The organism is Peptacetobacter sp. AB800 (assembly GCF_047807365.1).
Lineage (GTDB): Bacteria > Bacillota > Clostridia > Peptostreptococcales > Peptostreptococcaceae > Peptacetobacter.
The window spans coordinates 1-14,333 of record NZ_JBLOUI010000055.1; the positions used below are offsets into that span (position 1 = coordinate 1).

The 14,333-nt window shown below is 29.6% G+C and carries 11 protein-coding genes; all 11 read right to left on the minus strand.

What is annotated here, in order from left to right:
- Positions 1 to 279 precede the first annotated feature (279 nt).
- Positions 280 to 1,662 (minus strand): MATE family efflux transporter, encoded by a 1,383-nt coding sequence (locus tag ACK2WN_RS11155; RefSeq protein WP_416155603.1) that lies wholly within the window; start codon positions 1,660 to 1,662, stop codon positions 280 to 282.
- 1,139 nt (positions 1,663 to 2,801) lie between these two features.
- The gene (locus ACK2WN_RS11160; RefSeq protein WP_416155604.1) at positions 2,802 to 3,050 is read right to left on the minus strand and encodes an HPr family phosphocarrier protein; all 249 of its coding nucleotides are present in this window, start codon (positions 3,048 to 3,050) and stop codon (positions 2,802 to 2,804) included.
- 3 nt (positions 3,051 to 3,053) lie between these two features.
- Positions 3,054 to 3,416, minus strand: a complete 363-nt coding sequence (locus ACK2WN_RS11165; RefSeq protein WP_416155605.1) for a PTS glucitol/sorbitol transporter subunit IIA — start codon at positions 3,414 to 3,416, stop codon at positions 3,054 to 3,056.
- 90 nt (positions 3,417 to 3,506) lie between these two features.
- The gene (locus ACK2WN_RS11170) at positions 3,507 to 4,541 is read right to left on the minus strand and encodes a PTS glucitol/sorbitol transporter subunit IIB (protein WP_416155606.1); all 1,035 of its coding nucleotides are present in this window, start codon (positions 4,539 to 4,541) and stop codon (positions 3,507 to 3,509) included.
- A 42-nt stretch (positions 4,542 to 4,583) separates the two neighbouring features.
- On the minus strand, positions 4,584 to 5,135 hold the full coding sequence (locus tag ACK2WN_RS11175; RefSeq protein ID WP_416155607.1) for a PTS glucitol/sorbitol transporter subunit IIC: 552 nt from the start codon (positions 5,133 to 5,135) through the stop codon (positions 4,584 to 4,586).
- 21 nt (positions 5,136 to 5,156) lie between these two features.
- A complete protein-coding gene (locus ACK2WN_RS11180; protein ID WP_416155608.1) occupies positions 5,157 to 5,597 on the minus strand; it encodes a transcriptional regulator GutM in 441 nt (146 codons plus the stop codon).
- A gap of 47 nt (positions 5,598 to 5,644) precedes the next feature.
- Positions 5,645 to 7,570: a BglG family transcription antiterminator gene (locus ACK2WN_RS11185; protein WP_416155609.1), complete on the minus strand. Its 1,926-nt coding sequence runs from the start codon at positions 7,568 to 7,570 to the stop codon at positions 5,645 to 5,647.
- Between the two features lie 51 nt (positions 7,571 to 7,621).
- A complete protein-coding gene (locus tag ACK2WN_RS11190) occupies positions 7,622 to 8,419 on the minus strand; it encodes an SDR family oxidoreductase (protein ID WP_416155610.1) in 798 nt (265 codons plus the stop codon).
- Positions 8,420 to 8,836: 417 nt separating this feature from the next.
- Complete coding sequence (locus tag ACK2WN_RS11195) at positions 8,837 to 10,228, minus strand: aminopeptidase (RefSeq protein ID WP_416155611.1); 1,392 nt, start codon at positions 10,226 to 10,228, stop codon at positions 8,837 to 8,839.
- Between the two features lie 118 nt (positions 10,229 to 10,346).
- Positions 10,347 to 11,744, minus strand: coding sequence for a peptide MFS transporter (locus ACK2WN_RS11200; RefSeq protein ID WP_416155612.1), 1,398 nt, complete (start codon positions 11,742 to 11,744; stop codon positions 10,347 to 10,349).
- 690 nt (positions 11,745 to 12,434) lie between these two features.
- Positions 12,435 to 13,826, minus strand: coding sequence for an aminopeptidase (locus tag ACK2WN_RS11205; protein WP_300530906.1), 1,392 nt, complete (start codon positions 13,824 to 13,826; stop codon positions 12,435 to 12,437).
- Between the last annotated feature and the right edge of the window lie 507 nt (positions 13,827 to 14,333).

Sequence of the window (14,333 nt, forward strand, 5' to 3'; positions counted from 1 at the left end):
ATTTCTCGCCTCTCTACACTCGTTATGAATGTAGGGAGCTTTTTGTAAAAATATATTTGTCTATATATGTATATTTTTGACTATATTTTTAACAACTATATAGTTGCTCCTAAATTAACCCTATTTTTATTTGTGAATTGAATATTTTAATATTCAATCTATCTCTATTATATAATTTTTCTTGGATTTGTTCTACTTTATTAATAATTTTTTATCAAAATAAAAATAGGCTACCACATTAAAATAAAAATTAATGTAGTAGCCTGTTTATTATCATTTTTATACCGCTAATTCTTCATCACCCGATGATATTTTTGCAGAGAAGTCTACTCTTCTTAGAAGTATCGCTCCTAGTATTATTATTATTAAATTACTTGCATTCATTGCAAACCATATTCCGTCACTTCCAAAGTTAGTAAAGTTTTTCAATACTAAAATCATTGGTAAACGCACAACCCAAAGTCTTGCTGTTTCCATGATAAATGAATATTTAGTATTTCCAGATCCGTTGAATACTCCGACATAGTTCTGGAACATAGCCATAAGTGGCATTGTTACAAGTACCCAAATCATATAGTTTATCGCTTCTCTTTGTGTGTTTGCATCATTTGTAAGAAGTGCAATTACTTCCTGTCTGAGAGGGAATATTATCAAACTTCCTATTATCGCTATCCACAAGCTTAGGTTTCTACTAACTCTATATGCTTTTTTAGCTCTTTTTATATTTCCGGCACCTATATTTTGTCCGACATACGCTGCAAGTACTGAACCTATTGCAAGTACTGGCATAAGAAGCATATTAGATATCTTATTTCCTACACTGAATGCCGCTGTTACAACAGCACCATAGTCTAGTATCAATGTATTTAATATTAAAAATCCAAATGAACTAAGTGCCTGACTTGCTGCTGATGGAGTTGCTATAAATGTAAGTTTTTTCACTTTGTCCCAATTTTTTAATTTTAGATTTTTTCTTCTAAGTTTTAATTTTTCTTTTCTAATAAATAAATAGTATAAACAAGCTGGGCAAATTACAACCTGACCTATAACAGTTGCAAGACCTGCTCCAAATACACCAAGTCCTAGTATTTTTACAAATATACCTGTAAGAACTATATTTATCATAACCGCAGTTACCTGTAGAATAACCGGTGTCACAGTATCTCCCTGGGATTGTCTAACAGCCTGGAAACAAGCAAATATAAATGCAAATAGCATTTCCATAGATCTTATTCTTACATACTGAACTGAGTATTCATATACCATATCAGTAGCACCCATCCCTCTGATAACGGATGGACATATTAAGAATAAGATTATATTTATAGCTATACCCAACACAACAGAAAGTACAAATAGTATTCCTGCGTATTCTCTAGCTTCATCGTCTTTTTCTGCTCCTAAGAACTGACTTATGACAGCTACCCCTGCTATCGAAAGCCCTATCTGAAACGATACAAATATATTTATTATCGGCCATGTAAGAGCTATACTCGCCTGTGCTGCAACCGAGTTTTGCATTTGACCTATAAAGAATGTATCTACAAGGTCATTGAAAGCTTTCATAAAGTTTGCACCAAATACTGGTAAGGCAAGTATTATGAATGATTTGTAGACATTTGGTTCGTATAATAATAGTTGTGTGTTGTCCTTTTTCTTCAAGAAATTCCCTCCTCCTTCTTTCTCCATTTATTATAATATCACATTATTTTACTTTAATGTGAATTTAAAAAGCTGTAAAATAAAATAATTATTCTACAAACATACTTTTTACAAAAAATGAAAAGAGCGTGATTTCTCACGCTCTTTTCGTAATTCAAGTTTACCAGACTCAAACCCTGAACCTTAAATAAAATATAATACTTACTTGACTATATCCGAATTATCTCCACTGTACTACACTACTTTTTACCAAAATATATATTATTTTAGCAAAAAGTAATGCAGTAGAGAATAGTCATATATTATTTTTATTTTAAGATTTTGTTCACATAAGCTCGCTACTTCTTATGCAGTTCTCAGATTATTATCTCGAACTTCTTATGTTTTCACATAAGCACAGACTATATCTTCTTCTTCACCATGATGTGTTAAGAGCCACCCACTTCAGCTCGCTTGAGCTTACTCCCCTCAAGAGGGATAGTCGTTGAACTTTACTCTATTCAAGTCTTAGCTGCTGATCACCCATTACCGAGTACTTAGGATTTAACCATATACCATCCAATTAATTTTTTCTGTTTTCACAACATTCGCACCTATGCTTATTTCATCATTATGCTGTAGTTTAATTGGCTTTAGGATTTCCCAGCAATTCAAGTGGTATATTCGATAGACTTAACTATCTCCAACGCACAAATTTCTTTATACGCTTACTATTATCGAAGTCTTTTTCTCGATTTTAATAAAGTTAAAAAACTAAAAAAAGGAGTTGTTTCTATGAAAAAAACAACAGTATAATTATATTAACATAGTTTCTTCACGATTTCAACATCTATAACTTTTTCTCTTTAATTTTTTAATAGCAAAACATTTTCCAAACCAAATAATTTTTTATTTTCTAACAATTTTACTTTTATTTTTTAATCTTCTTTATATTTACTATATAAAATCATAAAACTTTTGTAATCATCTGCTATTTTTCATATTTTATTCTATTTCTGTTCAATGCTATCATTTACTCTTTTATTATAAATATAAGCGATTTAATTTTTTATTAAAAAAAGTGACCATCGCTAGAATATCTTTTTAGACATTCATTCGATAGCCACTTTTTAGAGGTTTATTTATTTATTTATGCAATTTTATGTAATTACCTTTTCTATTCTTTTAAGAACTTCTTCTTCATCCATCCCGTCAACCATTAAAGTTATCCTTTCTCCGTTCATTATGTTTAAAGCGACAACTTTTAGTACATTTTTACAATTGACAACTTCAGAATTACGCTTAATAAAAACTCTCTCTTCTCTATTTTGTATTATAGCCTTTATACTAACAGCAATTCCCACATGAATTCCACCAACTGTATTGACTATAAGATCTTTAGTTATCATAAATTATCCTTCTATTTTTATAGTAGTTCCTATTTTTAATTCAGGCATGTCTGCATTTTCAACATATATACTTCCTGGTAATGCTGCTTCTTTTGAACCATCAAATACTACTGTCATATGTCCTAAAGAAGTAAGATTTTTTTCAGCTACATTTCCTACTGCTGTTATTTCAAATTTGTTTCCATCTATATCTAATATTTGCCCTACTGATATTTCTTTATTTGTATCTTTTATATCTATAGTGTAACAAAAGTCTTTTAATGTATCTGGAGCATTATCACCAAATAATATAAACATTTTTTCTCCCTGGAATGCAGATACCATATCTCCTGCGCCTTTTATTCTATTTTCATATACTAAACTCATTTTTTTAATCCCCTTTTTAATTTTGTATTTTTTAAGGAATCAATACTGATATATAAATTGATTCCTTATATATTTTTCTTACATTTTATATTAGCTGTAAAGACCTATACTAGCTGCCCAAGCTATTAATACTCTTGGAACACCTGTTAAGAATCTTGAATATAATACTGCTGGAACACCAACTTCAACTGTTTCCGCTTCAGCTTCTGCAAGACCTAAACCAACTGGTATGAAATCACATGCACACTGAGTATTTATTGCAAATAATGCTGGTAATGCTAAGCTTGGTGCTATATTTCCTTTACCTATTTCAACACCTATTAAAGTACCTATAACCTGAGCTATAACTGCACCAGGTCCTAAAAGAACTGATAAGAATGGTATAGAACATATAAATCCTAGTATTACTAGACCTATTCCATTACCTGCTAGAGGTATCATTACTTTAGCAAATATATCTCCTATTCCTGATCCCTGTATTATACCTATTAAAAGTGCAACGAATCCCATGAAAGGAAGTATTGTATTTATAACTGTCTGAACTGCATCTCTAGCTGCCTGATAGAAAGTATTTACTACTTTACCAGCGCCCATACCTATTTTTGTTATTATATTAGGTTTTCCTGATTCAGCCATAGTCTGAGATACTTTTTTGTCTGCACTATATTTGAATTTTCTTTCTTCCTTAACTTCTTCTTTATTTTCTTCTTTTGATTCTGCGTTTTCTGCAGAAATTACAGCAGCTCCTTCTTCTGCTAATTCTATTTCATCTAAACCTACTGCTGATACATATATATCTTCTGTTATGAATTTTGCTAGAGGTCCTGATTTACCAACTGGCATAACATTTATTGTAGGTATTCTTTTCTGTGGGTATATACCACATCTTAAAGTTCCTCCACAGTCTATTATTACCATAAATATCTGTTCTTCTGGTACAGATGTTTTGAAACCATTTACTGGAGTACATCCTGTTAATTCAACTATTTTATCTACTATATCTGGTTTAGCTCCACCACCAGTTATATATAATAGTACATTTTTTTCTTCTGTTGGTTTTACTGTTAAAGGACCACCAAATCCTCCACTACCTTTTGAAACTTTTATTGCTCTATATTCTGACATTATCTGTTCCTCCTACCATCAATCGATCTTTTTTATTACTTATTATTCAACTGCTTTTATTTCATTACTTAATTCTATTCCTTGCTGCTTCATAACATATTTTGTTGTAAAATCTGTAACCCATCCACTTAAGAAGTTACATACTAAACCTACTAATAAGTAACGTAGTGCAAGTGGAGTTGTGCTTAATCCTAATGTTTCAACACCTTTTGCTATACCTAAGAATATGAATATTTCCCCTGGATTTATGTGTGGGAATATACCACTTGAAGTATGGCAGAAGTAACTTGCTGATGCATAATAACTTGGTTTTAATCTTTCTGGCATGAATTTACCCATTGATAATGCCATTGGGTTACCTAACATAAATGCTGATACAAAAGGTAATATCATATATCTTAATATTGGATTTTTTGTACATATTTTAGCGAAACTATATATTCTTTTCTGACCTATTAAGTTTATTAAAGTATTCATCGCTATTAAAAGTAATAATACCTGTGGAACTATTCCACTAACCCATGATACAAATGTTTCGGCACCTGTATTGAATAATCCCATAAATCCTTCTGCAAATTTAACTATGTAATCCATAATTGAATCCTCCTAAATAAATTATTTTCCAGTAGCTATACATTTTAGAGAATCGGTAACTTTTCCTATTGGACTTTTTTCTGGTTTTATTTCTTCCCCATTTATAATCCGTCTGTAGTTATCTGAAGCATTTTCTATAGCTTTTTTTACTGGTTTAGGTAAATCTAATTCTTTCTGTATATTTCCTATATTTTCTCCGTTCAGTATATCTATCTTTTTAAATCTAGCTAATATACTTACACCAGATACACCTACTCCTTCTATTACATTTCCTTCATCATCTATTGCAAACATAACAATAGATCCTGCAACTATAGCTCCTTTATATTTTCCAATTGCAACTCTTCCTATTTTTCTCAATTTCTTATAATTTTTATTGAAATCTTTTATCTGAATCGATGCAAATATAAACTGTAGTACAAATGCTACACCTAGACTTATAAGTAAAAACCAAAAGTTCATAATTACCTCCCCTTTTCTAAAGCTACTATTCTTTTTTCTCTAATCTTTTAATCAAACAAATCGCTTGATTTTACAAAATACATTAATAAATCTTTATAATTATCTATTTTCGATATTTCATTTACTAACTTTTTATCTGATGCTATTTTTATAATCTCATCGTATATTCTTACTAATATGGTGTCATCGCCGTCGTCTTCTGGTAACCCTAGAAGAAATACTAGTTTTATATATTTCCCCTTTTCATCTACCATATTCTCTGGTACAACACCTAGTGCCAATTCAATATTATCACTTGCATAGTTTATAGTATGTGGAAATGCCACTGTATCTTCAAAAATCATAGATGATTTTTCTTCTCTTTCTCTTATTCTCTCTTTAAACCCGCTATCTAGATGACCTTCATTTTCTAAAATATCTATCATCATATTAACGTTTTCCGAATAGCTGTAGCTTTTGTCAAGTACGAAAAATCTATTTTCGTCCAATCTCGATAACATAATAGAGTTCATTCCTTTTATAACAGATATTTCTTTCTTATCGCTATATTTTAACAACTCTATCTTTCTTTTTAATTCCGATTTATCTAATACATCTTTTATATATATTATTTCTGTATCTGTATCAATATCTAGTTTTACTGTAGATATAACTAAATCATAACTATTTAAGATCTCTGAATTTATTTTGCTATCAGAATAAATATCCATCACAGTTTCATTTTTTATTATTTTTTTCAAATTACTTTCAACAACTCTTGCAGATATTCTTCCGGTTCCACATATTATAGCTATACTGTATATCTTGTTTTTCTCTAGATTACTTTTATCAATCATTATTCCAAAATATACAGACATAAGAGCTATTTCTTCTTTAGAAATATCTACCTTCTCCTCTTTTTCTATAACATCTGCTGCCAGTTCAGCAACTGCATATGCCACCGAATTGGAGTTTTTTATTTCTTCAGTATCTATTCCTCTAATTTTGAATCCGTATTTCATTCTATTTATCATAAATTTTATATGATACATAAATTCTTGCATAACCTGTTCAGAATAAATATTTATATTCATTTCTTGCTTTATGATATCTTTTATCTTTGATATAAGCTCCTCTGTATCTTTTTTTATGTTTAACATTTCAATTGTTTTTGCATTTGTAGGAGTTCTCATTCCTGCTATAGGTATTGAAATGAATAAAATTTCTTCTTCTGGCAAGTCTGTCATAAGTATTTTAGATATTTTTTCAGATATTTCTTTGGCAAAAATATACGAACTATTTTCTTTTAGTTCCATATACTTTTCATCTAATTTAACTATTGGATTTCCCTTTAAAAATCTATCTATCATTATTGTAAAGAACTTTATAAAATACTCTACTGATACAGAATCTAGTTCGTATTTTAGAGCTATCTCTTTTATAGCATCTATTAAATCCAAATCAATTGGATATTTCTTATATATACCTTCATACATATTTTCAAGTATAAAGAATCTAATATCTAGTTCATTTCCTTTTAGGCTTATCCCTGTATTTGTTTTGCCTTCTATCTGTATATTGTAGCCCTCAAGCATTTTCCTCAGTTTCTTTAAATCTCCATTAACTGTAGTTCTTCCTATATTCATATCATAGGCAAGTTCATCAGTAAGATATGGGCAGTCAGTATTCATAAGCTTTTGCATTATGAATACTGTTCTTGAATTCGGTGAGTTCATAAAATCGTCGTGCATATACACCTCATTTTTTAACTGCTCATACTGAGATATATCGAATATATATAATATATACGAATTATTTTTATTTTCAATAATAGCATGTCCTTTCAAACTATTATTAATCTCTTTTATATCATTCTTTATCGTTTTGGAACTTACATCCATTTTTTCTGAAAGATAATCAACTGTGACAGATTGTTTCTGTTCCATAATATTTAATATTCTGGCAAGTCTATTTTCTTCATAAAAACAACTCATCTTTTCCTCCCTGTCACTTTGTTATTTGGCTATTTTTTTAATTGATAAATCTTAGCCTCTTGATTTACCACCTGATATATTAACTGTAGTACCAGATATATATGATGATCTTTCTGATACTAGATATGTTACTAGATTTCCTATATCATCTAATTTCCCTGGTCTTCCTAGAGGTATTACTTTTGCATAGTCAGTACTTAACTGTTCTGGTTTTACACCTCTTGTATATGCTAGTGCTTCATTATATGCTGGAGAAGTTAATCCTGTTGGTTCATTTATTCCAGGAGCTACCCCAACTACTCTTATACCTTTTGGACCTAATTCTTTAGCCCAAGATCTTGTAAATCCGTTGACAGCACCTTTTGTTGCTGAGTAACAACTTTGTCCTGCAGAACCTTCCATACCTGCTTCAGAAGTTATATTTACTATTGTTCCTTTTCCTTCTTTTACCATGTATCTAACTACTGCCTGTGTACAAAGGAATAAACCTTTCTGGTTTACATTTACCATGAAATCAAAATCTTTTTCGTTTAGTTCGTATTCTGGTCTTTCACCTTTGAAATCAACTAAAAGTCTTGGTAAATTTACACCTGCATTATTTACTAATGCATCTATTTTTCCGTATTTTTCAATAACTAATTTAGCCATTTCATCTACACTTGCTTTTTTAGTTATATCGCATTTTACATTGAATACACCATCTACTTCCCCAGTTTCAACACTTAAATCAGATACAACTACATTTGCTCCAACTTCTTTTAACTGTTTGCATATGTGTTTTCCTATTCCTGATGCTCCCCCTGTTACTATTACAACCTTATTTTCTAGATCTAACCATGAATTGCTCATTTATAAATTCCCCTCTCTTCTTAATTTTTATCTTGATTTAAGTATACTGAAATCGATATCCTCAATTAATACACTTAATTTCCAGAGAATGGAAATTGATTAAACGATTTAAATTTTATTATTTATCTTCACAGTTTTTTATCTCTTCATTTCATTTTATACATAACTCTTAACTATTTTCAAGTATTTTGTAATAGCAATCGTTGTCCTTTTAATATTTTAGCAAATACAAATATTTTTTATTTACTTTTTAAAGTTTTATTTATTTCAACTTCAAAACAAAAAAGGCTATACTTTTCCCATATGCAAAATTTAGCATATTTATAAAAAGTATAGCCTATATTATTAACATTATTAAATTTATACAATTCTACTGTATTGATTCATCTTATCATCTTAATTTTATTTGATTTTTTATTATGCATTTTTTAAGAAAGCTTTGTAAGCTCTTACAGCTTCATATATATCAGCTTTGCTTCCTACTTCATATGGAGCATGCATGTTAAGTACTGCTACACCACAGTCTATTACCTGCATTCCGTAGTTAGCCATTATGTATGCGATTGTTCCACCGCCACCAGCGTCTACTTTACCCATTTCAACCATCTGGTATTCTACATCTGCTTCGTCCATTATTTTTCTTAATTCTGCTACATATTCAGCATTTGCATCATTTGATCCATTTTTACCTCTAGCACCTGTGTGTTTATTGAATGTTATACCTTTTCCTAAAAATGCTGAGCTTCTCTTTTCAAATACTTCTGCAAATAACGGGTCATAGCAAGCACTTACATCAGATGATAACATTTTTGAATTCTGAAGAGCTCTTCTTACTTTTACATTTGAATCTCCTTCTGTTAGCGCAACAAGTTCTGCTACCATATTTTCGAAGTATTTTGACTGCATTCCTGTTGCACCCATGCTTCCTATTTCTTCTTTATCTACTAGTAAACAGCAAGAAGTTCTTTCTGGATTTTCAACTTCTAACATAGCGAATAATGATGGGAATGAGCATATTCTATCATCGTGTCCATATGCAAGTATCATACTTCTATCTAGTCCGCAATCTCTAGCTTTTCCTGCTGGAACTATTTCTAATTCTGCAGACTGGAAATCTAATTCTTCCATTCCGTATTTTTCACATAGTATATTTAATATATTCTGTTTTACAGCTTCTTTCTGATTATCTTTTAATTCTGTTTCTGAAAGAGGTTTGTTTCCTATTAATAGGTCTAGGTTTTCCCCTTCTATAACTGTGGCTGCTTTCTTTTCTAACTGAGCTGCACCTAAGTGTATTAATAAGTCAGTTATTACAAATACTGGATCTGTTGGGTCTTCACCTATATTAACTTCTACAACAGAACCATCTTTTTTAGCTACTACACCGTGAAGTGATAATGGAGTTGTTACCCATTGATATTTTTTTATACCACCGTAGTAGTGAGTGTCTAAATATGCAAATCCATCAGTTTCATATAGAGGATTCCGTTTAACATCTATACGTGGAGAATCTATATGCGCTCCTAATATGTTCATACCATGAGATATAGGCTCTTTACCTATCTGAAATAATGCTAGTGATTTTTTCATACAAGCAGCGTAAACTTTATCCCCTGCTTTTAATTCTTTACCTTCAGCTATTACATCTTTGATGTTTCTGTATCCTGCTTTTTCAGCCATTTTTATTGATAAAGTAACACATTCTCTTTCTGTTTTACCTTCATCTAAGCATTTTTTGTATTTTTCATTTACTTCTTCTAATTCTTTAAGCTGACAATCATTGTATTTTGTCCAAAGATTTTTTGACATTTCAAAAGCCCTCTTTCTTTTTTAAATATATTTATTTTATATTTTATCACTAAAAATATTTTAGTAAAGCGTATATATAAAGTGTAGCGGATAACCACTACACTTTATTTTAATTTATTTATTTTTTAAATTCATCTAATGCCATTAACTGAACAAGTTTCTTTCTTAATATGAATAGCATTATTGCGAATACTATAAGCACTCCTGATATTGTTCCAAATATCTGAACATATCCCATTGTTGAAGTAAGTCCTGCTAATTTACCTGATAGTAAGTTTGCAAAGAAGTTACTTAAATACCAAGCACCCATTGCAAGTGATCCATATCTTACTGGAGCTAGTTTGTTGAACATTGCCATACCTATTGGAGATATACAAAGTTCTCCTATTGTTAATAGGAAATATGCTAATAAAACGAATAATATACTCATTTTTGCACTTCCATCTAATATTCCTCCAAGAGTTTTTATTCCTAATATTAAAACTACAAATGCTGATGCAGTTAATAACATACCTAAAGCCATTTTTGTTGGTATTGGTAAATCACCTTTTTCAGTTTTTTCTAGTTTTAACCATAAATTTGCAAGTATTGGAGAGAATGTTACACATAATATAGCATTAAATGATACTAACCAAGGAACTGGTACTGTAAATCCACCTATATTTCTGTTAACTAAGTCATTCATTAATATTGAGAATGAAGTCTGAGTCTGGAACCATGCTGCCCAGAATAATACGACAAATACGAATAATACAGCCATAGCAATGATTCTTCTTTTTTCTGTTGTTGTTAAAGGCTGATGTTCGTGATGATGTTCTTCTGTTGATGCTTTTGCTTTTTTATTAGCTTTTTTGTTAGCTGGATATTTACCAACTTCTCCTAACCATTTTGGAGACATCACTGCTATGAAAACAGCTACGAAGAACATTACTATTGATGACATTAAGAATATATATCTGTATCCATAAGATAATATTTCTCCACTTGCTGATATTTCGGCAAACCATTTATCTGCTATAAGACCTGAGAATATTGGGCCAAAGAATGAACCTATGTTTATAGCCATGTAGAATAACGCATAAGCTGCATCTTTTCTACTTAAATCATCTTGATCGTAAAGAGAACCAACAAGGTTACTTATCTGTCCTTTAAAGAACATACCTGCTAATATAAGGACTAATAGTCCCATCCATATACCACCTATTGATGGTTTTGCAAAGAATAGAGTTAAATAACCTAATCCTGTTAGTATTGATCCTAATACTAATGATTTCTGAATTCCTAAGAAATTATCTGTTATCCATCCACCAAGAATAGAACCCATATAGTTTATTGCTGTATAAAGACCTATTATTGATGATGCCTTAGCAACGCTAAGACCTAGACCGTTAGCACTAACATCTGCTGTTAAGAATAGTATAAATACAGATGAGAATGCATATCCACAGTAGCTCTGAAGTGCTATAGAAATGTTTACTAGCCAAAGCCCTATTGGATGCTTAGTTTTTTCTGCCATGAGATTTTCCTCCTTTGAATATATATATAAATTTTTAATTTATATCCTGTTTAGTTTTGGAGATTATAAAGACTTGTATTAATTATTTTTTTCTCAATTTTTAATTTTAATTTTTTATATTTAATCTTAACTTTTATAATTTATTAAGTTGATTTGCTTTTTAATATATAATACTTTTATTTGTTATTTTATTAAGTTTCATAAGAATTTATTATTAATTTTATAATTAAAAACGTTTTCTTATCTTTATAGTTATTATAATAACATAAAGATTATTTTTTGTCTACATCTATTTTTTATTCAAAATTTTACATTACATGCTTATTTATATATAGGTTTACTTTATTTTAGTTTTAATTATTTAATTTAATATTTTTAGAATGTAATTTATTTACTCTCTTATTTTTTTAAATTAGAATATCCATATTTTTTCTATACTTTTATACTTATTATTTATTCATTCACTTTATAGCTTAATTTTATTAATTTTTTGTATTTTATATACTTTATCAAAAATTTTACATTCTTGTTTTAATCTATAATATTTTTGTATTAATTTTTTTAGAAATAATAAACTACTAAGCCTGTATAAATTCATAAAAAAAGAGACCGCTACAAAATCTGTAACAATCTCTCTTTATTTATAGATATGATTTCAAAATAATCTCTGTTTTCTTATTAAATTTTATATTATGCATTTATAAGGAATGCTTTGTATGCTCTGTATGCTTCATATATATCTGCTTTGCTTCCTACTTCATATGGAGCATGCATATTAAGTACAGATATTCCACAGTCTATTACTTCCATTCCATAGTTTGCTGATATGTAAGCTATTGTACCACTTCCACCTACATCAACTTTACCGTATTCAACTAGCTGATATCCAACACCAGCATCATCCATTATTTTTCTTAGATTTGCTATATATTCAGCATTTGCATCATTTGATCCATTTTTACCTCTTGAACCAGTGTGTTTGTTGAATGTTATACCAAATCCAATAGTTGCTGTACTTCTTCTTGTGAAGTATTCTGCGTATAGTGGGTCATAACAAGAACTTACATCTGATGATAACATCTTAGAGTTCTGAAGAGCTCTTCTTACTTTTACATTTGAATCCCCTTCAGTTAATGCTACTATTTCAGCAACCATATTTTCAAAGAATTTTGACTGCATTCCTGTAGCACCCATGCTTCCTATTTCTTCTTTATCTACTAAGAAACAGCAAGAAGTTCTTTTTGTATCTTTAACTTCAAGCATTGCAAGTAAAGATGGGAATGCACATATTTTATCATCGTGTCCGTATGAAAGTATCATACTTCTATCTAAACCACAGTCTCTAGCTTTTCCTGCTGGAACTATTTCTAGTTCTGCTGACTGGAAATCTTCTTCTTCCATATTGTATTTTTCTTTTAATAATTTTAATACATTTGCTTTTACAGCGTCTTTTTCATCTTTTAATTCTGATTCTTCTAGTGGTTTACTAGCTATTAGTATATCTAGATTTTCACCTTCGATAACTGTAGCAGCTGGTTTTTCTAACTGAGCTGCACCTAAGTGTACAAGTAAGTCAGTTACTACAAATACAGGATCTGTTTCATCTTCACCTATATTAACTTTTACTACGCTACCATCTTTTTTAGCTATTACACCATGTATTGCTAATGGTTCAGTTACCCACTGATATTTTTTTATACCACCGTAGTAGTGAGTATCTAAGTAAGCTAATCCATCAGTTTCATATAAAGGATTCCGTTTTACATCTAGTCTTGGAGAATCTACATGTGCTGCTAGTATATTCATACCATGAGATATAGGTTCTTTACCTATCTGGAATAATGCTATTGATTTGTTCATACAGCAAGCATATACTCTGTCACCTGCATTTAATGTTTTTCCTTCTGATATAACTTCTTTTAAATCTTTAAATCCAGCTTCTTTAGCTTTTTCAATTGTAAAGTCGATTGCTTCTCTTTCTGTTTTACATTCATTTAAACAGTTTTTATACTGTTCATTAACATCTGTTAATTCTTTTAACTGTTCTTCACTGTACTTGTTCCAAAGATTTTTTTTCTCCATTTTTAAATTCCTCCAATATTTAACCTTATATTATATAGTTGCTATACATAGCAACCGTTTCCCCCACACTTCGTTTATAATAATATCATTTTGTGAATTATATGTCCATATTATTTGTTTCTTTTTTTAATACTTTTTTATTATAAGTTTTATTTATTTTGGATATTTTTTGCATTATATTTATTTTTTTCAGTTATTTATAGTAACAATATCTTTTTAATTTTAATTTTTTATTTATTTTAACATTAAATTATAAGTTTATTTACAATTTTTTTAAAATACATTTTCTATTTTAAAGTGTTATTTTTTCTATAACTTATTATTATAATTCATTTCATATTTATGCAAATTATTTTACAAATATGTAATAACTACGCTAGTTAGGAGCTATATTTTTATAAAAAAATACTGCCATAGAACACCTTTAAAAGGTGTTCTTATGACAGTACCTTTAACTGACACCTAACGGTTGTCAGTTTTTTTGTATTCAAATTTAGCTCCACAATT